At 57.2% G+C, this 24293-nt stretch carries 15 protein-coding genes; 6 read left to right on the top strand and 9 right to left on the bottom strand.

What is annotated here, in order from left to right; translation table 11 throughout:
• The first annotated feature begins 27 nt into the window (after positions 1-27).
• The 4 genes from D0N36_RS09625 (at position 28) to D0N36_RS09640 (ending at position 9869) form a co-directional block, all read left to right on the top strand.
• Positions 28-3204 (top strand): SusC/RagA family TonB-linked outer membrane protein, encoded by a 3177-nt coding sequence (locus D0N36_RS09625; RefSeq protein WP_116941181.1) that lies wholly within the window; start codon positions 28-30, stop codon positions 3202-3204.
• Positions 3205-3225: 21 nt separating this feature from the next.
• Entirely contained in the window at positions 3226-4662 is a 1437-nt protein-coding gene (locus tag D0N36_RS09630; protein WP_116941182.1) for a RagB/SusD family nutrient uptake outer membrane protein, read from the top strand.
• 407 nt (positions 4663-5069) lie between these two features.
• The gene (locus D0N36_RS09635; protein WP_242478864.1) at positions 5070-8204 is read left to right on the top strand and encodes a SusC/RagA family TonB-linked outer membrane protein; all 3135 of its coding nucleotides are present in this window, start codon (positions 5070-5072) and stop codon (positions 8202-8204) included.
• A 12-nt stretch (positions 8205-8216) separates the two neighbouring features.
• Positions 8217-9869, top strand: a complete 1653-nt coding sequence (locus tag D0N36_RS09640; protein WP_116941184.1) for a RagB/SusD family nutrient uptake outer membrane protein — start codon at positions 8217-8219, stop codon at positions 9867-9869.
• A 264-nt stretch (positions 9870-10133) separates the two neighbouring features.
• On the opposite strand, the gene D0N36_RS09645 is transcribed toward D0N36_RS09640, so the two are convergent.
• The 4 genes from D0N36_RS09645 to lon all read right to left on the bottom strand — a co-directional run bounded on the left by D0N36_RS09645 (position 10134) and on the right by lon (position 16290).
• Positions 10134-10859: an SDR family NAD(P)-dependent oxidoreductase gene (locus D0N36_RS09645; RefSeq protein WP_116941185.1), complete on the bottom strand. Its 726-nt coding sequence runs from the start codon at positions 10857-10859 to the stop codon at positions 10134-10136.
• 165 nt (positions 10860-11024) lie between these two features.
• Positions 11025-12440 (bottom strand): ATP-dependent protease ATPase subunit HslU, encoded by a 1416-nt coding sequence (gene hslU / locus D0N36_RS09650; RefSeq protein WP_116941186.1) that lies wholly within the window; start codon positions 12438-12440, stop codon positions 11025-11027.
• 117 nt (positions 12441-12557) lie between these two features.
• Positions 12558-13610 carry a type IX secretion system protein PorQ gene (porQ, locus tag D0N36_RS09655; protein ID WP_116941187.1) on the bottom strand — a complete coding sequence of 351 codons (1053 nt, stop codon included), beginning with the start codon at positions 13608-13610 and terminating at the stop codon, positions 12558-12560.
• A gap of 223 nt (positions 13611-13833) precedes the next feature.
• Positions 13834-16290: an endopeptidase La gene (lon, locus tag D0N36_RS09660; RefSeq protein ID WP_116941188.1), complete on the bottom strand. Its 2457-nt coding sequence runs from the start codon at positions 16288-16290 to the stop codon at positions 13834-13836.
• Positions 16291-16643: 353 nt separating this feature from the next.
• On the opposite strand from lon, the gene D0N36_RS09665 reads away from it, so the two are divergent.
• Positions 16644-18698 carry an OmpA family protein gene (locus D0N36_RS09665; protein WP_242478866.1) on the top strand — a complete coding sequence of 685 codons (2055 nt, stop codon included), beginning with the start codon at positions 16644-16646 and terminating at the stop codon, positions 18696-18698.
• Between the two features lie 163 nt (positions 18699-18861).
• Here D0N36_RS09665 and D0N36_RS09670 read toward each other — a convergent pair whose 3' ends face one another.
• The 4 genes from D0N36_RS09670 to D0N36_RS09685 all read right to left on the bottom strand — a co-directional run bounded on the left by D0N36_RS09670 (position 18862) and on the right by D0N36_RS09685 (position 22978).
• Positions 18862-19359, bottom strand: coding sequence for a DUF6702 family protein (locus D0N36_RS09670; RefSeq protein ID WP_116941189.1), 498 nt, complete (start codon positions 19357-19359; stop codon positions 18862-18864).
• A gap of 160 nt (positions 19360-19519) precedes the next feature.
• A complete protein-coding gene (gene rseP / locus D0N36_RS09675) occupies positions 19520-20866 on the bottom strand; it encodes an RIP metalloprotease RseP (protein ID WP_116941190.1) in 1347 nt (448 codons plus the stop codon).
• Between the two features lie 239 nt (positions 20867-21105).
• Positions 21106-22284, bottom strand: a complete 1179-nt coding sequence (locus D0N36_RS09680) for a 1-deoxy-D-xylulose-5-phosphate reductoisomerase (protein WP_116941191.1) — start codon at positions 22282-22284, stop codon at positions 21106-21108.
• A gap of 55 nt (positions 22285-22339) precedes the next feature.
• Positions 22340-22978 (bottom strand): hypothetical protein, encoded by a 639-nt coding sequence (locus D0N36_RS09685; protein WP_147320820.1) that lies wholly within the window; start codon positions 22976-22978, stop codon positions 22340-22342.
• A 141-nt stretch (positions 22979-23119) separates the two neighbouring features.
• Here D0N36_RS09685 and D0N36_RS09690 point away from each other — a divergent pair, with 141 nt between their 5' ends.
• On the top strand, positions 23120-23608 hold the full coding sequence (locus tag D0N36_RS09690; RefSeq protein WP_116941193.1) for a hypothetical protein: 489 nt from the start codon (positions 23120-23122) through the stop codon (positions 23606-23608).
• Between the two features lie 105 nt (positions 23609-23713).
• On the opposite strand, the gene D0N36_RS09695 is transcribed toward D0N36_RS09690, so the two are convergent.
• Positions 23714-24169 carry a 3-oxoacyl-ACP synthase gene (locus D0N36_RS09695; RefSeq protein WP_116941194.1) on the bottom strand — a complete coding sequence of 152 codons (456 nt, stop codon included), beginning with the start codon at positions 24167-24169 and terminating at the stop codon, positions 23714-23716.
• Between the last annotated feature and the right edge of the window lie 124 nt (positions 24170-24293).

Here is a 24293-nt window from a genome sequence, read left to right on the forward strand (position 1 = left end):
TTCTTCTTTTAATAATTTTTCATTTCCATGAAAAAAATTCTATTCTCTGTCTTACCACTTGTGGCTTTCTCGGCCACGCAGGTAGCAGCACAAACCAGAACAGTCTCTGGTCGGGTTACTGACCGTGGCACCGGGCAAGGCCTGCCAGGAGTTACAGTATTGCTGAAAGGCACCACCAACGGCGTCTCCACTAATTCGGACGGTAGCTACACACTGTCGGTACCAGCCAGCGGTGGTACGCTCATTTTCAGCTCTATCGGCTTTATAGCCATGGAGCAACCTATTGGTACTACCGCTCAGGTGGATGCTTCTTTATCGACTGACGCCAAGGTGCTCAGCGAAGTGGTAGTAACTGGTTATGGTGGCTCACAGGAAGTGAAAGACATCACGGGTTCAGTAGCTCAGTTGAAAGAGGAAAAAATCCTGCTTCAGCCTGTAACCAGCGTCGACCAAGCCATGCAAGGTCGTATGGCCGGCGTGAACGTAAACACGACGAGCGGCACATTGGGTGACCAAGCCGCCGTGCGGATTCGTGGTGCAAACTCTATTTCGGGCAGTTCGCAGCCTTTGTACGTTGTCGATGGTGTTCCTATCAATACAAACGACCAGAGCAACGTCCTCGGCAGCCGCTACAACCCACTGACCGACATCAACCCGAACGACATTCAGTCGATTGATGTACTGAAGGACGCTTCGGCTGCCGCCATCTACGGTTCGCGTGCCGCCAACGGCGTTATCGTCATCACCACTAAGCGGGGCCTGCAGGGCAAACCAAAACTATCGGTTAACTCCTTCTTTGGTGTGCAAAATGCAGTTAGAACGCCGGATGTGCTGAACGGCGCGGACTTTACCGCTATTTCAAACGAAAAGGCTGCTAATGCCCGTGCAGGCAGCAGCATAGAAACCGGAGCAGGACGTGGCATTGGCAATACGGGCGTCCCAGCCATCATCGCAGCTCCCATTGATGTAAACGGCGATGGTATCCCGGACGAAACGAACTGGATCAACGAAATTTTCCGCCAGGGCACTCAGCAGAACTATCAGGTAGCCCTTTCCGGTGGCACCGAATTGGCCAGCTACTACGCCTCGGCTGACTGGAATGACCAGAAAGGTATCATAACCAATAACCGCCTGCGCCGGGGCTCGGGCCGCCTCAACCTCGACCTGACGCCAAAAAAATGGCTGAAGAGTGGCCTGAGCCTGAGCTACAGTAAAACCTACAACCAAGGCGTAAACGGCGAAAATGCGCTGGCCGGTGCCACCGTATCGGGCTACACTGCCCCCTCGAACATTCCGGCTTACAACCCGGATGGCACCTACTACCTGAACAACCTAGGTAACCTGGGCAACGGCAACAACCTGATTCCCGGCTCATTCTCGCCTAACGCCTACTTTCACATTCCCGGCAACCTGAGAGAAAACCGCAACGATAACACCTCGCAGCGGATTCTGGGCAACGGTTACCTCACGGTGGAACCGGTTAAAGGCCTGCAGCTGACTTCACGCTACGGTATCGACTACACCAACAACTTCGAAGACCAGTACAGCAGCCCCATCCTGGGTGGCCTGGGCCGGCAGGTTGGTCAGGGTCTGGTCCAGAACTACACCACTACCCTCACACAGTTCAACTGGCAGAACTACGCTAACTACGACCGTACTTTCGCTGAGAAACACACCGTCGGAGTGTCGGCGGGCGTGGAATACCAGGAAACCAAAACGAAGCGGATTTACAGCGTCGCTAACGACTTCGCCGACAATAAATTCCAGTCCATCTTGGATGGCTTGTATTCGGGGATACTGACTGGCGGTGGCCAGGAGTTCGCCAATGGCTTCCAGTCGTATTTTGCGCGGGCGAGCTACAGCTTCGATGACCGCTACTACGCCAGCTTCTCTGTCCGGGCTGATGAGGCCTCTACCTTTGGCGTGGACAACCGGCGGGGCTACTTCCCGGGCGGCTCGGTGGGCTGGCGGATTTCCAAGGAAAGCTTCATGCAGGGCCTGTCGTTCCTGAACGACCTGAAACTACGGGCCAGCTACGGCTCGGTAGGTAACTCCAACGGCATTGGTTCGTACGCTTCGCGCACACTGATTGGAGGTGGCCAGTATGCCGAAGTCAACGGTTTCTCCATCTCTCAGGTGGGTAACCCAGCGCTACAGTGGGAGAAATCCAACAAGCTTGACATCGGTCTGGATGCCTCGTTCCTGGATAGCCGGGTAAACATGGTATTCGACTACTTCAACAACGATATCAGTGGGCTCTTGTTGTTTGCGCCGGTATTGCGTACTACTGGTATCCCAGGTGCTTCGGTGAGCCGCAACATTGGTGGCATGTACAACCGTGGGGTGGAGCTTACCCTGAATACGGTGAATGTGCGGGCTGACAACGGCTTCTCCTGGACCTCGTCCATCAACGGTACTATCATCAAGAACCGCGTAACCGAACTGGCAACACCTAATGATATCATCTCTGGAGTACAGCGGGCCAGCGTTAGCCGCAGCCTGGGGGTATATTTTCTGCCCGAGTGGGCCGGCGTGAACCCCGAGAACGGCAACGCTCAGTTCTTCGACAAGGATGGCAATATCAAGCAGTACGATGCGGCCTATACGACCAATGCCAACGCTACCCAAGGACGCTGGTTGACCGCAACTGGTGAGACGACTACCCCTATCGGGCCGGCTGACTTCAAGTACCAGGACAAAGGCGGTTATCCAACCTTCTTCGGAGGCTTCGATAACACATTTAGCTTCAAAGGCGTCGAACTAGGCGTGTTCCTGCAGTACAGCGGAGGTAATCAAATCTTCAATGGCTACCGCCAAGCGTTGCTAAGCACCAACTTCCAGAATAACATCGAGGAAATCAAAGACCGTTGGACGACGCCAGGTCAGCAAACCGATATTCAGAAGCTCGTATTGCGTGACCCATTGTCCAATCAGGCTTCCACACGCTGGCTGGAGAGGGGCGACTTCCTGCGGATTCGTCAGGTAAGCCTAGGATACAACCTGCCGCAGTCGCTCGTTCAGCGTCTAGGCATCTCAAATGCCCGTGTTTACGGCTTGGTGCAGAACCTCTACAATTTCACCAGCTATTCGGGCCTCGACCCGGAGGTAAATACCAACCGTACCAGCAACATTGCCTACGGTACAGATGGCCGCTCGCTGCCGCCGCCGCGTAGCTTCACCTTCGGTATCAATCTGGGTATTTAATTTTTGCTTTTTCGCACTCTCATGATACGTAATTTCATTTCTTTACGGCAGGCAGCCGTAGGAGCCGCGCTACTCACTACCATTACCAGCTGCGACGTCGTGGACCAAGATCCGCCCGCGGCCCTGACGACTGCTCAGGCCTTCGCCAATCCCGATCGGATTGCCAAGTCGGCTGTTGGCATGTACGATCAACTGCAGGACGCTAATTTCATGGGCGGCCGGGCATTGATTTACAGCGACGTCCGGAGCGATGATACCAACCCAGCACCTTTCTTCGGCGGCATCAGTACGTTCACGGCCATTGCCAACGACGGTACCGTTACTGCCGCCTGGACGGGGGGCTACCGGACGCTCTACGGAGCTAATTTCTTTCTGCAACAGATTGAGGCCAACACGGGTAAAACCAGCCCAGCTCTGGAGGCGCAGTATATCGGAGAAGCCAAGTTTATCCGTGCCGTTGTGTACTTCCAGCTGGTCAACCTATTCGCCCAGCCGTACAACTTCACCGCCGATGCATCACACTTAGGTGTACCATTGCAGCTGGTTGCTCCCGATGTAACCACCGCTTTCGACCCGTCGCAGAATCTGCCGCGTTCTACCGTGAAGCAGGTGTATGACCAAATCGAGCAAGACCTGTTGGAAGCCATTACTGCGCTGCCTGAAACGTACACTACATCGTTTGACAAGACCGCCCGGGCGACGAAAGATGCCGCCCGCAGCTTGTTGTCGCGCGTGTATCTGTACAAAGGGCAATACGCCGATGCCGCCCGCCTAGCAGGAGAAGTAATTACCGGCGGCCGCCACGCGCTCAACCCGAGCCCGGCAACACCGTTCAATGCCACTTCTTATCAGACGTCGGAGTCCATCTTTTCGGTAGCCATGAACACGGCCGACAACCCCAACACTAACAATGCGCTGGGGCAGCATTATGGACGACAACGCCGGGCCGACATCATTGTCACGCCTTATGCCCGCATCGATACGAACCAGTTCCGCGGTAAAGACCGCCGGCGGACCTTGTTACTGGATCCTGCAACCTTCCCCGCCACTACAACAACCAACGTATTCACGCTAAAGTACAATAATGCTTCTTTCGACTATGTACCTGTTGTACGGTATTCGGAGACGCTATTGAACCGGGCAGAGGGCTTGGCCCAGACGAACGCCGGGATTAGCACAGATGCCATTGCGCTCCTTAATCAGGTTCGCAACCGCTCCAAGCCCGGCTATGCGCCGGCTTTCACTGCCACAAGCTTCGCCTCCAAGCAGGCGCTGATTGATGCCATATTGTTTGAGCGTCGTCTGGAATTGGCCTTCGAAGGCCACCGCTACTACGACCTGATGCGCTACAAGCGGAACTCGAGCCGGGTAAACTATGGCGCTCCACTCGCCGTTTTGCCTATCCCGTTGGTTGACTTGCAGCAGAATCCGAACTTGGTTCAGAACCCAGGGTACTAGGCTTTCTGTAGCTTACCTAGAAGAAGTAAAAAGGCCTGCTCTCAATAGAGAGCAGGCCTTTTTCTGTAATTCCGTTCACATAATTGTATTGTCCCAACCCAAACTACCGCCAATTCACATCAGACTGACGCTCACTTGACCAATCTGAATGACATCTTCAAGCCCACAAACCCTTACTGGCTTCCATTTTGATCGGGCTAACCTAACAATAAGCATTAGACAACCTCACAATTCATCTGAATTTCACAATTCATTACCTAAGGGCTGGTTTATTATCTTTATTCCTCCATATATTAGCACCCTCACAGAAAACAGTTCACCCCAATCTCATCTCACTCTACGCTTCTTAGTACTTTCTTAATTTTTCATTTTCCATGAAGAAATTTCTATTCTCTGTCTTACCGCTTGTGGCTTTCTCCGCCACGCAGGTAGCAGCGCAGACCAGAACAGTTTCGGGCCGGGTTACCGACCGTAATAGTGGTGAAGGCCTGCCAGGGGTCACGGTCCTGCTGAAAGGAACCAGCAATGGAGTATCCACCAATTCAGATGGATCCTTTACGCTTGACGTTCCAACGGCTGGTGGTACTCTCGTATTCAGCTCTATTGGGTATAACTCGGTTGAACGTGCCATTGGCACCGACAACCAAGTAAACATTGGACTGGCTGCCGACTCACGGCAACTTAGCGAAGTAGTAGTAACTGGTTACGGCACGCAGGAGCGTCGGGATGTAACCGGCTCGATTGCTTCTGTAAAAGGAGAAACGATTGCCCAGCTGGCTACTCCAAGCTTTGACCAGCAGCTGGCAGGTCGGGCTGCAGGCGTACAGGTAACCACTCCTTCGGGTATTCTGGGCCAGGCCCCGCGTATCCGGATTCGTGGTACGAACTCCATTTCCTCGGCCGGCGACCCGCTGATTGTTGTTGATGGCGTACCAGTTGTTACCGGTAACCAAAGCGGTGTAACACCCAACAACCCGTTGGGCGACATCAACCCCAACGATATTGAGTCGTACGAAATTCTTAAGGATGGCTCGGCTACCGCTATTTACGGCTCGCGAGCAGGTAATGGCGTAATACTGATTACGACCAAGAAGGGCAAGTTGGGTAAGGCTAAAGTCACCTACGACACTTGGATGGGTGTGGCCACAACCCTCAAGCGTTACGACGTACTGAACGCAGACCAGTTCATTGAGATTTCGAACGAAAAGTACCGTAACTCAGTCCCCGAAGCAGACTACACGCCCATCGCAAAAGCAGGCGAAAATAACGTCAGCACTGATTGGCAGGACCTCATTTTCCAGTCCGGTTTCCAGCAGAACCATGCGGTTTCCGTATCGGGCGCTACCGACAAAACCCGTTACTTCTTCTCGGGTGGCTATACCGATCAGCAAGGCGTAATCAAAACCAACTCGTTGAAGCGGGCTACTTTCCGGGCCAACGTAGATCAGGAAGTAGCGAAGTGGCTGCGCGTAGGTGCCAATGTAGGCCTGACCCGCACCCAGAACTTCGGCCTCAACACAAGCCGTAACGGCTTGTCGGGCAACGTAACTAACGCACTTTCGCTGTTCCCCAACGTTGCGCCACGCAATGCCGATGGCACGCCCAACATCAGCACCACCAACCCGGCTGTAGTAAGCGAAGGCAACAACGCCACAACTATCGACTTCAACTATACCAACATTCTCTTCCCGCTGGAGAACAATAAGTACGAGGCTACCAACTACCGGATTCTGGGCAACGTGTTTGCCGAGATTGAGCCCGTAGCTGGCCTGCGTCTTCGTACCCAGTACGGCACCGACTTCTTCCTCAACGAAGACTTCCAGTACCTCGACCCCCGTCACGGTGACGGACGTGGCTCGAATGGCCTAGTGTATCAGCAGTACCTGCCAACCTTCCGTTGGAACTGGCAGAACACGGTTTCTTACAACAAGACGCTGGCCGAGATTCATAAGATTGCCTTCGTAGGCGGTGTGGAATACCAGCAGACTACGTCCCAGTTCTTCAATGCCCAGGCCACCGGTTTGTCGGACCGGTACTTCGGCACCAACAACATTATTACGGGCACCTTCGCTACCCCCAACGTGGGCGGCGGCTACGGCCAGGAAGGATTCGACTCGTACTTCGGCCGGATCAACTACTCGCTGAAGGATCGGTACCTGATCAGCCTATCGGCGCGTAATGACGCTATTTCGCGTCTGCCGAAGGCCAACCGGCGCGGCTGGTTCCCTGGTGGCTCCATCGGCTGGCGCGTGTCGGAAGAAGCCTTCCTGCGCGAGTCGTCCATTCGGGAGGTGTTGTCTGAGCTGAAACTGCGGGCCAGCTACGCTGAAGTAGGCAACACGGCCATTGGCGGTAGCTTCTTCCCGTATGCCAGCCTGTTCGGCGCTGGTAAGTACGGTACCCAAAATGGTATTGCCTACAACCGTAACGGCCAGTTTGGCAACCAGAACCTGAAGTGGGAGTCGTCTAAGAAGTTTGACGTAGGCGCTGACTTCGGCTTCCTTGACAACCGCTTCACGCTGGGAGTTGACTATTACCGGAACGATATTGATGATTTGGTTCTGTTTGTGCGGGTACCGGTTTCGCTGGGTATTCCTGGCAACGGCTACAATGCCAACATCGGTAAAATGCGCAACGAGGGTTTCGAACTTAACTTCACCTCGCAGAACATCAACCGCGCCGATTTCACTTGGTCGACTAACTTAAACTTCTCGACCAACAAGAACGAGGTACTGGAGCTCAACCAAGGTGAGGACATCCTCAACACCTACAACATCACCCGTGTGGGCGAGTCGATTGGCTCTATCTACGGCTACGATTATGTAGGCGTAAACCCGGCCTTCGGTTACCCGATTTACCGCAAAGGTGATGGCAGTTTGGTGCAGGCCAACGTAGACAACAACACCTACTACCCCTACGACCCAAACAACGCCGGTGCCATTCTGGGCCCATCCTCTGGTGCAACTCCTGCCGGCCAAGTGGCTCGTACCACGCCGCTTCAGGCTGATGCCGACCGCAAAATTCTGGGTAATTCCAACCCAACTTGGTTTGGTGGTATCGACAACAACTTCACGTTCAAAGGCTTCGATCTGAATATTTTCGCCCGTTTCTCGGGAGGAAACAAGATTATGAACGTGTCGCGTCAGCAGTTGCTGCGGATGGATTTTGTGAATAACGGCACGGAAATTCTGGACCGCTGGACTCCGACTAACACCAACACGGATGTCCCAAAGCTCAAGTTCCGGAACTCCGACTTCATTAACCTGAATAACTCCTCTGTTTCCCGCTTTGTAGAAAAGGGTGATTTCTTCCGCCTACAAAACGTAACGCTCGGCTACACGCTGCCTTCTAACATTGGTGGCGGCTTACTGAGCCGGGTAAGAGTGTTTGCTCAGGCACAGAATATCTTCACTATCACGAAGTACTCAGGACTTGACCCAGAAGTAAACTCGAACGGCGAAACCAACCAGCAGTTCGGCGTTGACTTCAACAGCAACCCGCAGCAGCGGGTCTTCACGGGTGGTCTAAACGTTGCTTTTTAATCCTTTCTCAGCATGAATACTCGTTTCATATTTACTCCTCGTCCGGCTCGTCGACTGGCTCTGCTAGCGCTGTTGTCGATAGGAATTGCGTCCTGTGATGTAACGGACGTTTCGCCTCAGGATGCCCTGCCAGAAAGCTCCGCTTTTGAGGATGCAGCCAAGGCTAACCTGTCGGTAGCCGGCATGTACGACGCAGCGCAGTCTGGCTTCTACGACCCACTCAACGGAACGGCTATTGCCGTTCGCGGCTATCCTTTCGGGGCGGCCGCCAACGAGTTGGGCGACATTCGCGGTGCAGACGTTACAGATCTGGCCGGCTTCTTCGGCATTGTGTATCAGAACAACGTTACCGCGAGCAGCCCCAACATTGTTAACATGTGGTCTACTCTTTACTCGCTCATCAACCAGGCCAACGTGGTTATTGAGGGTGTTCAGGGAGCAGGACAGCGCGGCGCACTCACGCCTGCTGACGCGGCAGCTTTCGAAGGCGAAGCACGCTTTCTGCGGGCATTGGCTTACCACGAGTTGTTGCAGCATTTTGCCCGGCCGTTCGCCGATGGTGCGGGCAGCAAGCCCGGTGTGCCGTACCGTGATTTCGCTATCAATACCATTGAAACCGTTGATAAGGCACGCAGCCAGGGCCGTAACACAGTAGCAGAGGTATACGCGAAAATGCTCGAGGACCTGAAGTTTTCGGAAGATAACCTTCCGGCAACACGTAGCGGTTCGGCAACTGTAACCCGTGCTACCAAAGCGGCCGCTATTGCGCTTAAGCAGCGTATTCATCTGCACATGGGCAACTGGGCAGCGGTAGTAACAGAAGGCAACAAGCTTATCTCTGCTGCTGCTCCCTTCACTAGCCCGATTGGTGGTCGCGCACTTGCTACTACTCCCGGAGCAGCCTTCCCCGGTGGAATTGCCGTCACGACCGAGAATATTTTCTCGATTGAAAACAGCTCCGACGACAACCCAGGCGTAAATGGTGCTTTGCCTTCTATCTATGGCTCGCCCAACCCACCAAGCAACGCGCTTCCCGGTGTACAAGGACGGGGCCTGATTGCCATCAGCCCGAACCTGTTTAACGCATCCTTCTGGACCTGCTCCGACCTGCGCCGGACCCAGTTGCTGCAAAACACCACAGCACGCTACTTCAGCTCCAAGTACAAGGATGCCCCGAACAACTCGGACTTCGCTCCTATTATTCGCTATGCTGAAGTGCTGCTCAATCAGGCAGAAGCTGAGTCGCGTCTGGGCAACTCAGTTCGTGCTCTGGCGCTGCTGAATGCTGTACGTAACCGGGCAGTTGTGAATGCCGCCGATCAGTTCTCGGTAGCTAATGGCAACGTGCCGGCAGGTATATCCCTCACCCGCGCGATTCTCAACGAACGTCGGATTGAGTTTGTAGCCGAAGGTTTCCGTTGGGATGACATTCACCGCTTGGCACTGGACCCCAACTTTGGCACGAACGGTATTCCGAGCAAGCTCACGGCTACTCAGACGGTACTAGCCAACTACAAGTGCCCTACCCCGGGTAACCCGGCCCCGACCCTTAACGGCGGATTCGCTGCCATTGCCTACGATGACTTCCGGTTCCTGTGGCCTATTCCTTCTATTGAAGTGGCCAACAACCCAACCCTGCGGTCACAGCAAAACCCAGGTTACTAAACTGGTTCCAAGCCGTGCTTAAGAGCAAAAGCACGGTACCACTTAGTCATCAGACTACGTAAAAAGAGAAGGCCCTGACCAAATTGGTCAGGGCCTTCTCTTTTTAACCAAGAGTTCTATTGGCGCTTTTAAGGCATGATGGTGACGACGCGCAATATCCGGCATGTTCATAAATCCTTTCGACAGTTTCCCCGCCTTCGAAGAATCGCCTGCTCTGCTGCCTGCAACTTCTGCGCTCTATATGGTCCCTTTACGCCAAACGGTCTACAAGTCGTCTACCCGCAGCACTACCTCCAACCCCATATCCGGCTGTTGCAGCCACGCCATAATCTGCTCGGCCACTTCGGCGGGCTGGCGCAGCTGGCCCTGCTGATAGAAGTCGGTGAATTTGGCGGCTTCGCTGAAATGGTGGGCGTCGGCCGAGCGGATTTGCTCCTGCATGGGCGTATCGAGAATACCGGGCGCGAGGCTGCGGATACGTACGCCGCTACCGCGCAGCTGCTGCTCGAGTTGGGCCGTGCGCGAGAGAGCATCGAGAGCGGCTTTGGAGGCCGAGTAGGCTCCCCAACCATCAATGGGGCGCTGGGCGGCACCGCTGCTGATATTGAGGATGGTACGCGGCAGCTCGCGGTCCTGATAGGCACTCAGGAAAGTATTCATCAGCATGGCCGGGGCCAGCAGATTTATGTCGAACACGAACTCGAAGTGCTCGTTGGGCTGCTCGCCCAGGTAGCCGATTTCGCCCAGCACGGCAGCGTTGTTGATGAGCGTGAGCCTGGTAGCATCGGGGAAATGGGCAAATACCTTGTGCAGGTTGTGCTGCACGGCGGCCAAATCCGACAGATCGAGGGGCTGGTGCTGGTAGCGCTCATGCTTGATGGTGGCATGGCGGCAGATGCCGATAACGGTCGTGTCGGGCCGCGTCAGGGCGGCTTCGGCCATTGCCCGGCCCAAGCCCCGGCTGGCCCCGGTGATGAGGTAGTAATGCATGTTTGTTGAGGTCAAGGAGAAAAAGTAAAAGCCCACTCTATTCGGAGTACAGCGAGGAGAATCTACAACTGGTACGACCGTAACAACGAATCGTTCCAATGTGGTAGTGCTGCTTGCTATGCTCCGAATAGAGCGGGCCTTGACTTTTGACTCTTTCTCTTCGATTTACAGAATATACTGGCTCAGGTCGCGGTTGCGGACCATGTCGTTGAGGCGCTCTTCGACCAGGGCGCGGTCGATGAGGATGCGGGCGTTGGCGCCTATTTTGTCGGGCACGTCGAAGAGGATATCGTTGAGCAAACGACTCATGACGGTATGCAGGCGCCGGGCGCCGATATTCTCCACTTCACTGTTCACTTCGAAAGCAATTTCGGCCAGGCGCTCCAAGGCAGCGTCCTCGAAGGTCAACTCCACGTCTTCGGCCTTCAGAAGCGCCTCGTACTGCTTAGTTAGGGCATTTTTGGGGTCCTTGAGAATCTGGTAGAAGTCGTTCTTGGTCAGGCTCTGCAGCTCAACGCGGATGGGGAAGCGGCCCTGCAGCTCGGGGATGAGGTCGGAGGGCTTGGCGACGTGGAAGGCGCCGGCGGCAATGAACAGGATGTGGTCGGTGTGGACGATGCCGTATTTGGTGCTCACGGCCGAGCCCTCCACGATGGGCAGCAGGTCGCGCTGCACGCCTTCGCGGCTTACATCGGGGCCGCCGCCTCCTTTGCTGCTCTTGCTGGCTACTTTATCAATTTCGTCGATGAAGATGATGCCGGAGTTTTCGGCGTGGCGCACGGCCTCGTCCTTCACCTCGTCCATGTCGATGAGCTTGGCGGCTTCCTCATCGAGCAGCAGCTTGCGGGCCTCGGCCACGGTTACCTTGCGCTTGCGGGTTTTTTTGGGCATCATCGAGCCCAGCATGTCTTGGATGCCGGCCATGCTGGCCTCGTCCATGCCGCCGGGCGCGCCGCCCATTACGCTGATGCCTCCGCCGCCCTGCTGCACCTGAATCTCAATTTTGCGGTCATCCATTTCCCCGTTGCGGATTTTCTCGCGGAACCGTTCGCGGGTACGCTCGTTGAGCTCCTGGTCGGAGTCGGGTACCTCACCGGAAGTGGTGGTGGGGAAGCCCAGGGCCGGCTTGGGAGCCGCGCCAGACGCGCCGGTTACGGGCGGAATCAGGATGTCGAGGATGACTTCCTCCACGATTTGCGCGGCCCGCGCTTTCACTTCCTCCTTGCGGCGGGTTTTCACCATGTTCACCGACTGCTCCACCAAGTCGCGCACCATGCTCTCCACATCGCGCCCCACATAGCCGACTTCCGTGAACTTGGAGGCCTCCACCTTCACGAACGGCGAGCCGGAAATACCGGCCAGGCGGCGGGCAATCTCGGTTTTGCCCACGCCGGTCGAGCCAATCATGAGGATATTGTTGGGCACGATTTCGTCGCGCATTTCGGGAGCGGCGCGCAGGCGGCGCCAGCGGTTGCGCAGGGCAATGGCCACGTGGCGCTTGGCCTCGTGCTGGCCGATGATGTATTTATCGAGTTCGGCCACAATCTGGGCCGGGGTCAGAAATTCCGCGGATTCAAGCATGAAAAGTTAATGTGCTGAATGTGTCAAATGTGATAAGGCGCGCAGGGACCATAAGTTTATGTAGGGAGGCAGTGGAACGGCCACATTTTCATATTTTTCACACCTTTCACATTCCAATTACGGTTGTTTTTTGAACAGCGAATCGAGGTTACGAGAAACGGTAAAGTAATTGGCGCCGCCCGAGGCATGATAGCCGGCATGCGTATAATCGAGTTGAAACTGGCTGATGCGCAGCATTACACCGAACGAAAAGCCGGCCCCGCCCGCAGTATTATCAAGGCGCAGCTCGCGACGCTGGAGGTGGTTGTAACCCACGCGCACGTTCAGGTTTTTACTCAGCAGCAACTCGCCACCCACCGCGAAATGTCGCGCAATTTTATCGCCCAGGGTTTTTTCGGGCTTTACTTCGTCGCCGTTCTCATCTATTTGGCCGCGCTGGCTGGGGTCGAGGTATACAATATCGAGCTGCTGGAGATTATGGGCCGTGAGCGAGAACCGGAACGGCAGGTACTCGGGCTTAATAGAAGCGCCCAACTGCACATCGAATGGCATCGGCTCCCGGTCGGCTCCGTCGTAAGCCTTCAGTTGAATTCCCGCGTTTCGCACCACCAGGCCCACGGTAAAATCGGCGGTGGGGTGCTTGAACAGGCCGCCCACATCGGCCAGCGCGGCATAGGAGTGGTTGCCGGCAATGCCCGAGCCGGCCAGCTTCAGGGTGCCGCCCAACGTGAATACGCCCGAGGTGTAAGAATCGGACAGACTCAGGGCGTACTCGTTCACCGAAAACCGACCCAGCGAGTTACCCGCCGGGTCGAACTGCTCAAAGTCGCCGTAGTTAAGGTACGTGAGGCCCACTCCTATCCGGCCGGCTTTGGCCGTATTGAACACGTACACGGCAGTGCTCTGCTTGATGTCGGCCAGGTAATCGACGAAACCCAGCGCCAGCCGGCCATCCATATCGGCGTTGAGCAAAGCCGGGTTGGCATAAAGCATGGTGCCATCAGCATCGCGCGACGACGTGTTGACGCCGCCCAGTCCGGCGAGCTTGGCGCTGGTGGGCAGGTTCAGGAACGAGAAGGCCCGTTGCCCCCCAATCTGGGCCCGCGCCGCGCCCAGCGTAAGGCCCGAAATGGCAAAAACAACGGCAGTGCAACGTAGGAGTTGGTTCATCAACGGTAAGATAAAGCAGTTCCCGGACAGGACGTTGCGGCGGGCGGATTTATTGTGTGGAATAGGTGGCTTGTTGCTTAAAGAATGGTCATGCTAAGCGCAACCGCAGGCGAAGCATTCTACTGCAACGGTAGTCAGACGGCAGGTTTACCGTTGCAGTAGAGATGCTTCGACTGCGCGGACGCCAGATGGAGCATGACGTTCTTTTTCTATTGCACTTTCCCTACTGCACCTCCACGCTCGGCCCTAACGGCGCCGGGGCCTCGTCGCGAACCACCAGCTTCATGGGGTGGGCCACTTTCTCATCGAGCAAAGCCACGCGCAGCACGTCGTCTACGCGGTCGGCATAGTGGATGGTAAGGCCCTGGAGGTAGTGAGGGGCTATTTCGTCGATGTCTTTGCGGTTTTTGGGGCAGAGGATGATATCCTTGATGCCGGCACGGCGGGCGGCCAGGATTTTCTCCTTGATACCGCCCACCGGCAGCACTTTGCCGCGCAGGGTGATTTCGCCCGTCATGGCCAAGTGGCTGCGGATTTTACGCTGGGTGAATACCGAGGCAATGCTGGTGAAGATGGCAATGCCGGCACTAGGGCCATCTTTGGGCACGGCGCCTTCGGGGAAGTGAATGTGCAGGTCGTACTGGTCGAAGAGGCGGTAATCGATGCCCAGTTCGTCGGCGCGGCTGCGCAGGTAGCTCAGTGCCGTTACGGCCGATTCCTTCATCACGTCGCCGAGCTGGCCCGAGAGCGTGAGCTTGCCCCGGCCGCGGCTCAGCAGGCTTTCAATGAACAGAATGTCGCCGCCCACACTGGTCCAGGCCAGGCCCGTTACCACGCCGGCCGTTTCGTTGTCCTGGTACTGGTCGCGGTCGAAGATGGGGGCGCCCAGGATGCGGAGCACGTCGGCGGGACCCAGCGTGGCGGGGTAGCTTTCGTCCATGGCCTTGCTCTTGGCCACGTTGCGCACCAGCCCGCCGAGCTTGCGCTCCAGGCTCCGCACGCCGCTTTCGCGGGTGTAGTCATCAATCACGCGCTGCATAGCGGCAGTACTCACGGCGGCATCTTTGGGACCGAGGCCGTGCTCTTCGAGCAGCTTGGGCCAGAGGTGCTTCTTGGCAATCTGGCTTTTCTCTTCCAGCGTGTAGCCCGTCAGGTCAATGATTTCCATCCGGTCGCGCAGGGCGGGCTGGATGGTATCGAGCGAGTTGGCGGTGGCAATGAACAGCACCCGGCTCAGGTCGTACTCCACCTCCAGGTAGTTGTCGGTGAAGGTCGAGTTCTGCTCGGGGTCGAGCACTTCAAGCAGCGCCGAGCTAGGGTCGCCGCGAAAATCAGAGGCCAGCTTGTCGATTTCGTCAAGCACGATAACCGGGTTGGCGGCCCCGGCCTTTTTAATCTGGGCGATAATGCGGCCGGGCATGGCTCCTACGTAGGTTTTGCGGTGACCTCGAATTTCGGCCTCGTCGCGCACGCCGCCCAGGCTCAGGCGCGCGTACTTGCGGCCCAGGGCTTTGGCAATGGAGCGGCCGAGGCTGGTTTTGCCCACGCCGGGCGGGCCGTACAGGCACAGAATCGGTGCTTTCAAGTCGTTTTTCAGCTTCAGCACTGCCAGGTACTCAATGATGCGAGCCTTCACCTTCTCCATGCCGTAGTGGTCCTGGTCGAGGATGCGCTGGGTCCGTTTCAGGTTAAAATTATCCTTGGTGTACTCGCCCCAGGGCAAATCGAGCAGGTACTCCACGTAGTTCACGCTGATGGGGTACTCGGCGGCCTGGGGATTGAGCCGGCCGAGCTTGTCGAGCTCCTTGTCGAAGTGCTTGGCCACGGCCGCGGGCCACTTTTTGCCCTTGGCCCGCTGGCGCAGCTTGTCGGCGTCCTGCTCGGGACCGTCGAAGCCCAGCTCGTCCTGAAGCACTTTTATCTGCTGGCGCAGGAAGTAGTCGCGTTGCTGCTGGTCGATGTCGGTGTGGACTTTGGTGTGGATTTCGCGCTTGAGCTCTAGCATCTGGATTTCCTTGAGCATCAATTCCAGCAGCTTGGTGCCGCGCTCCACGCCGTCGTTGGTTTCGAGCAGCTGCTGCTTCACGCTCACCTCCACATTCAGGTTCGAGGACAGAAAATGCGTCAGGAAGGCCGGCGACTCAATGTTATCTAGCGCCACTTGGGCTTCCTGCGGAATTTCGGGGTTGAGCTTGAGCATCCGCGAAGCCGCCTCCTTGAGCGACGACACCAGCGCCTTGAGGCCTTTGGAATTCTTACCCGGAAAGGCTTCCGGCGCGTAGCTGACGCGGGCCGTGATATATGGCGTGCTCTGCACTTCCTCCTCGATGCGGAAGCGCGACTGACCCTGGATGATGATGGTCGTGTTGCCGTCGGGCAGCACCAGCATCTTCAGAATGCGGGCCAGCGTGCCCACTTCGTACATATCGGCCAGCATGGGGTCGTCGGACTGTCCGTTTTTCTGGGCCACTACGCCAATCAGCTTTTTGCCCTTGTAGGCCTTGCGCACCAGCCGGATGCTCTTTTTGCGCGTTACGGTAACCGGCAGCACCACACCCGGAAACAGCACCGTGTTGCGCACCGGCAGCAACGACAGCACCGCCGGCTGCTCGCCGGGAGCCATTGGCTGATCGGGGTCGGCGGCCACAATGGAGACCATTTCGGTAGAATCGTCGGTCATCAGCAGTAACGAGGATAGAGAAGCGTTAGGCGGAATGGAATAACTCATGCGAGGCAGTAAGACGGGCAAAAAAGGAAATCCGGGTGCCACAATGACAGGCGTTTTCCCGGACTAAAGCGCCAGCCCGGTGGCGCCGGGCTGAAGGTACGGGTTGGGCAAGCGCCGTGCCACGGCCACCTTTTGCCACATCGGCAGGCGGTGAGGTGCTGAATACGTGACTCGGTGAATGCGGGATTGGGGATATGAGAACGTTATTTCATTCTCAACTCAGTCCCCCCGACCTTACCATTCACATCTAAATTTTCCTATTTTTGACCCCGGTCCGCTGACTATTGCCGGAGCCCGCCTTACTCATGCTTCGATTCGCCATTTTACTATTCTTCGGCGGGCTGCTGCTGGGCCTGGGCCGGCCGCTGCCGGTAGCTGCTCAACAGAAGAAGCCGACCTACGCCCAGCGGCCGCTGTCGGCCAAAGTTATCCGCCAGCTGCGGGCCCGGCCTGACGCCACGCCGCTGTTTCCGAACGTAAACCGGCTGGCGTATTTCCGCGACAAAAAGGCCCTGCGCGCTATTCAGCAGGCCGAAAAGCGCAAGAACTGGCCGGCGGCCCGCAACCTGCTCGAAACCTACGTGGGCCAGTTTGGCACCGAGAACTTCTACCGCGACACGCAGCTACTGTGGCGGCTGGGCCAGCTCTGGGACAAGGCCGGCGACGAGCAGCGGGCCCGTGCGTATTTCCGCCTCGCCCTTAAGCACCGCCGCCAGAGCCTGACTAAGGTGCAGCAGTACTACGACTCGCTCGAACAGAAGGAGACGGAGCTATACGTACCCCTCAAAAAGTACTATGAGCTGGTAGAGTACCGCAAGAGCATTGCCACGTTCCAGCCGCCCAAGGGCGTGTACACCAGCATGGGCGAGGCCATCAACTCGAAAAAGGAGGATTACGGCCCTACGCTCAATACCGATGCCAACCTGCTATATTTCACCTCGAAGCGCAAAAGCCGCGGCCGGCTGCAGGAAGTTTCTGATGAAGATATTTACCAGTCGCGCCGCGAAAACGGACTCTGGACCGAAGCCGAGGCACTGCCCAAACCCATCAACTCGGCTTACAACGAAGGCTCGGCCTGCATCAGCAAGGATGGCAAAACGCTGTACTTCGCCCGCTGCGAGTGCCCCACCTGCCAGGGCAACTGCGACCTGTACGAGGCGACCTTTCAGGACGGCAAATGGAGCATGCCCAAAAGCCTGGGTCCGAACGTAAACTCGCCATCCTGGGACTCGCAGCCAACCCTTTCGCCGGGTGAAGACACGCTTTACTTCGCCTCCGACCGGCTCGGCGGCTTCGGGCTGTCGGATATCTGGTTTACCGTGAAAGGCAAGGGCGGGCAGTGGACGGCGGCCCAGAATATGGGCCCGGTCGTGAACACGCGCGAGAGTGAGGTGAGCCCGTTTTATCATCCGCTTTACCACGTACTGTACTTCAGCTCCCGGGGGCAGCTGCTCAATTTCGGCGACTTCGACATCTACAAAACCTACCGCACGCGGGGCCGCTGGCAGGAGCCCATCAACATCGGGCCGCTGGTGAACGGCAAGGGTTCGGAGTACTACTTCACCATCGATGCCGACTCGAAAGACCTCTATTACGCCCGCTCCGAGCAGGCCGACATGAAGAACCTGGACCTCTACTCCTTCCCGCTGCCGATGGAGGCCCAGCCCACCGCCACCACGCACGTCGAGGGCTCGCTCATCGATTCGGTCAGCCGCAAGCCCCTCAACGGCCTCGTCAGCATCATCGACACCGACAACGGCATTGAGGTGGCCAGCAAGTACCTGCGCGACGACGGCAGCTTCGATTTCGACCTCATGGAAGGCTCGCACTACGTGATGCTGATTCAGAGCCCCGACTTTTTCAGTGTCGAAAAAAGCTTCGCCCTGACGAACGACACGGTGTTTCAGCTGATGACCAACGCCATCGACTACCAGCTGCCGATGGTATTCCAGAACATCGAGTTCGACCAGGACAAGGCCACGATCCGGCAGGCCATGTACCCCACTCTCGACCGGATTACCACTTTTCTCGTCGACCACCCCACGTTCCGGCTCAACATTGCGGGCCACACCGACAGCCGCGGCGACATTGATTTCAACCTGAAACTGTCGCAGGACCGGGCCGAGGCTATCCGCCGCTATATCGAGCAGAAGGGCAAGCTGCCGCCCAACCGCGTGGAGAGCATGGGCTATGGCAGCGAAAAGCCCCTTAAAGAGGAAAAAACCAAGGAAGATGCCCGCACCAACCGCCGGGTGGAGTTCCGCGTCGTCAAACCCGCCGGCGACGAGCAGTTTAAAGCCGACCCCGCCCCGACCGCCAAACCCGAACCCAAGCCCACTGGCGGAGATGATGGATGGTAGGTAGACGTTGCGCCTCACCCCCTAACCCCCTCTCCGAAAAAGGAGAGGAGGGACTAACGGCTAATTTCTAGAACTAAAGCAGCCACTTCTAAACTAATGCTAAAGCCTGGTTCCCCCTCTCCTTTTTCGGAGATGGGGCTAGGGGGTGAGGCGTAACATCAGACTACCACTTCAACTCCTGCTCCTCGTTGCCGCTTCGGAACAGGAAGCTTTCTTTCTGCTTGCCAGCGGTGAGGTTGACGAGGTTCATCTGGTCAGGAAAGACAGCAAGCAGCAGGCCTTGGCGAAGCATAACGCTCGTGGCGTTGGCCGGCAGCGGAGCCGTGAAAAACAGCCAGTGCGAGTCGGTTTCCTTTTGCAGGCCTACCAGCGTGAGCGGCAGCACCCGGCCGGGCTGGGTACTGAGCTGCACCTCGCGCCGCAGCAGATTCAGCAGCAACGGGTCGAGTTGGGCACGGGAGAGCCGGTCGATGGTGTAGGGAGCAGGCTGGCCCTGCGAAAGCGCGTTTTCCAGGTCGTCGGTGAAGACTTTGAGGGCTATTTCGAGTCGCTTCTTTTCGGGGTTAAAGCGCACCTCCATCAGGCTGGCGTGGTAGGTGTGCGCCCAGGCCGCGAGGCTGATGAGCAGCAGGAGCGGCAGGATTCGGAGGAGTTTGGGCATGAGTTGGGAACGTTATTTCACGCAGTGTCTCGCGGTGGATGACGCAGTGTTTCGGGGTGGTTGTTCGTTGCGAAACGCTGCGCAAAAGCTAACAGAACCTCTTGAAAAAGCCGTGCCACCTCAACAGGCAGCACGGCTTTTTCAGTCCATTCACTCAAATCTAGTCTCCGAAGGCCTTGATGAGCGGGTTGATGATGAGCGTGAAGGCCATCAGGCCCAGGATAATCATCATGCCTACTTTCTGGGCGTTTTCCATGAAGGCGTCGGAAGGCTTGCGGCCGGCCACCATTTCGTAGAGCAGGAATACCACGTGGCCGCCGTCGAGGGCCGGGATAGGCAGCAGGTTCATGAAGGCCAGCACCATCGAGAGCAGGCCCGTTAGCGTCCAGAACCGCAGCCAGTCCCAGGTACCGCCATACTGCTGGGCAATTTCGATGGGCCCGCCCACCGACTTACGGAACGAGGCCTCCCCACGGAAAATCTTGCCAAACGCCTTCATCTGGGTCGTTACGACGCCGAAAGCCTGCTTAGTGCCCACCGGAATAGCCTCAATCAAACCATACTCGCGGGTTTCAAACTTGAGCAGTGATTTGGGCAGAAAACCGATTTTTCCGTCGTCGTCAACTTTTACGTTCAGGGCTACGGGCTGACCGGCGCGCTCTACGCGCACAGCTACCGGCTTGCCAGCCTGGTCCTTAAGAGCCTTCTGCAGCTCGGGGAAGAAGCGAATGCTCTGCTGACCTACCGTCAGGATGCGGTCCTGGGGCTGGAGGCCGGCCTTGGCGGCCGGGCTGCCAGGCACTACCTGGTCGACTACGAACGGGTCGAGCGGCTGCACGAAGCGTTGCTCACCCTCATCGGCGAGGCGGTCCATGAAGTCGATGGGCACCGGCACATCCACCAGCTGACCGGCGCGGTCGACGGTGTAGTAGGCGCTGGAGCCCAGAATCACGTCGGGGCTGTACACGTCGCTGAAATCGTCGAAGGGACGGCCGTTGATTTTCACGATTTTGTCGCCCTCGCGGAAGCCCATTTCCTTGCCCAACTCGCTCGGCACGATGCCGTAGCGTACCTCCGAAGCCGGTAGGTAGCTCTGGCCGTAGCTGAAGGTGAGCAGCGTGAAAATGACGATGCCGGTAATCACGTTCATGATAATACCGCCCAGCATCACAATCAGGCGCTGCCAGGCCGGCTTCGAACGGAACTCGTCGGGGGCCGGCTCGGCGGCGAGGCTGGCGGCGTCCTGGGTTTCATCCACCATGCCGTGGATGGCCACGTAGCCGCCCAGCGGGAACCAGCCCAGGCCGTATTCCGTCTCGCCGATTTTCTTTTTGAACAGGGCGAAGTTCATCACCCCGGGCAACGGAAACAGGAAGTCGAAGAAGATGTAAAACTTATCGACCCGGATTTTAAAGTATTTGGCGGCCGCGAAGTGTCCGAACTCGTGCAGGCCCACCAGGAGCGAAAGGCCCAGCAACAGGTTGCCGGCCATGATTAATCCTTCCAAAGGGGGTGATTTAGTTGGGTGATGAGGTGATTTCGGTGCTGGGGTGGAGAGTCTAAAAGGACGATGTCATGCTGAGCGAAGTCGAAGTATCTCTACTGCAATGCTAAATCCATTAATTACAACGAAGCGGTAGAGATGCTTCGGCTTCGCTCAGCATGACGTCCTCTTTTCGCTCTCCTACTTACGAGCAAACAAACAACGCGCCGCGGCTCGGGGTTTGCCGGATTCCGGCCAGCCTGTCAGGCGCGCACGGTACTGAGCAGTTCGGTGGCCACGCGGCGCGTTTCCTGGTCGGTGGCCACGTAGTCGTCGAGGGTTGGAGCGGCAAGGTACGAAACCCGCGCGAGGCTGGTTTCTACCACGTCCGACATCTGCAGAAAGCCGATTTCGTCGCGCAGGAAAGCGGCCACGGCTATTTCGTTGGCCGCGTTGAGGATGCAGGGTGCATTACCGCCCCGGCGCATGGCCTCGAAAGCCAGTCCCAGGTTGCGGAAGGCGGCAATATCAGCCTGCTCAAACGTCAGCTGGGGGTAGTCGAGGAAGCTGAAGCGCGGAAATTCGTTGGGCAGCCGCGCGGGGTAGCCCAGCGCGTATTGAATGGGCAGCTTCATGTCGGGCAGACCGAGCTGGGCTTTCAGCGAGCCATCTTCGAACTGCACCAGCGAGTGGACGATGCTCTGCGGATGCACGATGACTTCCACCTGCTCGTCGCGCAGGCCGAACAGCCACTTGGCCTCAATCACTTCGAGGCCCTTGTTCATGAGCGAGGCCGAGTCGATGGTGATTTTGGCGCCCATGTCCCAGTTGGGGTGCTTGAGGGCCTGGGCGCGGGTTACCTGGGCCAGCTGCTCGCGGCTGCGGCCCCGGAACGGCCCGCCCGAGGCCGTGAGGATGATTTTCTCAATGGGGTTCTGCTCCTCCCCTACCAGGCACTGAAAAATGGCCGAGTGCTCCGAATCGACGGGCAGCAGGCGCACCTGGTGCTCGCGCACCAGCTCGGTTATCAGCTGGCCGGCCACCACCAGCGTTTCCTTGTTGGCCAGGGCAATATCGTGGCCGGCACGGATGGCGGCCACCGTGGGCAGCAGCCCGGCGTAGCCCACCATGGCCGTCAGCACCACGTCGGTATCGGGCCGTCCTGCCACCTCGACCAGGGCCGCCGCACCGGCCAGCACCTCCGTTTCGGGCTGATTGGCCAGGGCGTCGCGCACGGCGGCATAGCGGCTTTCGTCGCCGATGACTACGACGGCGGGCCGGAACTCGCGGGCCTGGGCCACCAGCAAATCGGCGTTGGACTGGGCCGAGAGGGCCGACACAACGAAGCGGCCCGGCTGGGCACGGAGCACGTCGAGGGCCTGGGTACCGATGGAACCGGTGGAGCCGAGCAGGGCGACGCGCTTAGGGGATTCGAGGGACATGGAACGGGGGTGGGTTGCGGCTACTGGCAAAGGTAGCGCAAGCCTGCACAGTTGCTCACAGTTGTCCTGGCACTCCCGATCGGCGGTAGCGGCGCTGATATGCTTGTTTACGCAACTCTTGAAACTGCTCTTTTTTCAAGGCATAGTCGGTTACAACCGAATCAACCTTATAGTGCGTGAGGGCGCCAATGTCGGTGCCTTGTTCATCCCGGAACACCTTCCGAAGACGATTAGGAGTTTCAAACCAGCTAATTTCCGTGCTTACTTGCATCCCGTCCGCGCCGAAAGCCGCTACTTTCTGACGGCTGATAAGTTGGTGGCGGGCATCATACACTAGCCGCCATAAATTCGACATATATTCCCCATCGTACATAAGCACCGTTATTTCCTGGCGATTGGGGGTGTTTTGCTGCAACGAATAGAAATAAGCGGGGGTGTCTTCACGGTGCGGTTTGGCCGTCTTCTGGAAATAGCATTGTTCTTCCGCTGGCGTCAGTTCCCGCAGTCTAGAATGCTTACTGGCCACTGAAAATGTATCTAACCGGGCCATTTTAAACCAGGTAGAATCTAAAAAGTCATCTGTCATTGAAGCTCCCGAAGCAATGGACGGCGAACCGATAGGTGATTCCGGTGTGCTACAAGCTCCAGTTACCAGCAGCAGAGAGATTATCGCGAGACGATTAGCAAATAACATGTATGTGGTCTATCTAAAATGTAGTTTGTTTAAGATGCCTGTAACCTACAAAAAATCCAGTAGAGTAAAAGAGGTTTATTTAGAGTTGGCCTTTTGTTATCTAAACACCGTAATATAAGTCTACTCCCTCATTCCCATACTTTGAGCACTCCTGCCCCCGCCGCCCCCGATTCCGCCGCCTTCGATAAAGCCCGCGCCGGCCTCTGGGCCAGCCTACAAAAACACCTGGCCTCCATCTACGCCGCCGAAACCGACTACCGCGCCGCCACCCGCTTCACCGATACGTTCCCGTTCCTAAACTCGGCCGCCACGCCCCAGCAGCTCCTCGACTACCAGCACCAGCGGGCCGTATTGCGCGACCTGTTCGTGGACGAAACCTCCCAGCTCGACACGCTGGTAAAGGCCATCCGCACTAAGGGCTACGCCGAAGACGACAAGAAGCTGCTGCTGCTCATGATTCTGGGCTACCTCGACCTGGCCGAAACCGTCTTCGCCCTACTCGATACCCAGCGCCCCAGCCAGCTGGAGCCCGACGAGGAGCTGGACGAAGCCCGCGGCCGCTTCGAGCGCATCCGCAACTTCGTGCGCCTCAACATCCGGGGCATAGCCGGCCTGCTGAAAGGAATGTAATAGGCTAGACGTCATTCAGAGCGAAGCGAAGAATCTCGCGTGCTGACGTTGATATACTATTGCAACATCAGCACGCGAGATCCTTCGCTTCGCTCTGAATGACGTTTAGCTAACAGCTATTACCCTCACTGATTTCCCGTTGAACATCACCGAGTCGCCGGGGCGTTTGCCGGCCAGCACCGCCGCAACGGGCGCGGCGGCCGATACGGCGAAATAATCCATGCCATCTAGCGGTAGTTTGCCGGCGCTGATGCCGAGGTAGAACCAGCCCATAGAGGTGTGCACCAGCGCCCCGGGCCGCACCGCGTCGCAGGGTAAGTCGGGGTTGATGCGCTGCAACTCCGCTAGTAGCAGGCGGGCCTGCTGCAGCTGCACTAGGTTCCGGTCGCGCTCATTTTGGGCCATGGCGCGGCCGGTTTCGTACTTGTCGCCGGCGCTGCTCTTGGTTTCGGAGTTGGCCGATTCCTGCGCCGCATTTATGGCGGCCTGGATGGCATCCATACGTTCCTGCACGTAGGCCAGGCACAGGGCGTGGAGACGGGGTTTCGTAGCAACGGTCATACTCAGGCACTAAAGCCCCATTCAAGAAGCAGAAAATTCTCAGGCTGCAGACCTACCTGCAAGCCGGCTTCCATCCAAGCTATTTGTGTGGACCGAAGTTGGTCCTTTTTTCGACGTTTGAGTT

The sequence above is a fragment of the Hymenobacter lapidiphilus genome, assembly GCF_003417065.2.
Lineage (GTDB): Bacteria > Bacteroidota > Bacteroidia > Cytophagales > Hymenobacteraceae > Hymenobacter.

Bases quoted from the DNA above. Each gene is read 5' to 3' on its own strand.
- D0N36_RS09625 (WP_116941181.1), top strand. From the start codon at position 28: ATGAAAAAAATTCTATTCTCTGTCTTACCACTTGTGGCTTTCTCGGCC.
- D0N36_RS09630 (WP_116941182.1), top strand. From the start codon at position 3,226: ATGATACGTAATTTCATTTCTTTACGGCAGGCAGCCGTAGGAGCCGCG.
- D0N36_RS09640 (WP_116941184.1), top strand. From the start codon at position 8,217: ATGAATACTCGTTTCATATTTACTCCTCGTCCGGCTCGTCGACTGGCT.
- D0N36_RS09645 (WP_116941185.1), bottom strand. From the start codon at position 10,859: ATGCATTACTACCTCATCACCGGGGCCAGCCGGGGCTTGGGCCGGGCA.
- hslU (WP_116941186.1), bottom strand. From the start codon at position 12,440: ATGCTTGAATCCGCGGAATTTCTGACCCCGGCCCAGATTGTGGCCGAA.
- porQ (WP_116941187.1), bottom strand. From the start codon at position 13,610: ATGAACCAACTCCTACGTTGCACTGCCGTTGTTTTTGCCATTTCGGGC.
- lon (WP_116941188.1), bottom strand. From the start codon at position 16,290: ATGACCGACGATTCTACCGAAATGGTCTCCATTGTGGCCGCCGACCCC.
- D0N36_RS09665 (WP_242478866.1), top strand. From the start codon at position 16,644: ATGCTTCGATTCGCCATTTTACTATTCTTCGGCGGGCTGCTGCTGGGC.
- D0N36_RS09670 (WP_116941189.1), bottom strand. From the start codon at position 19,359: ATGCCCAAACTCCTCCGAATCCTGCCGCTCCTGCTGCTCATCAGCCTC.
- D0N36_RS09680 (WP_116941191.1), bottom strand. From the start codon at position 22,284: ATGTCCCTCGAATCCCCTAAGCGCGTCGCCCTGCTCGGCTCCACCGGT.
- D0N36_RS09685 (WP_147320820.1), bottom strand. From the start codon at position 22,978: ATGTTATTTGCTAATCGTCTCGCGATAATCTCTCTGCTGCTGGTAACT.
- D0N36_RS09695 (WP_116941194.1), bottom strand. From the start codon at position 24,169: ATGACCGTTGCTACGAAACCCCGTCTCCACGCCCTGTGCCTGGCCTAC.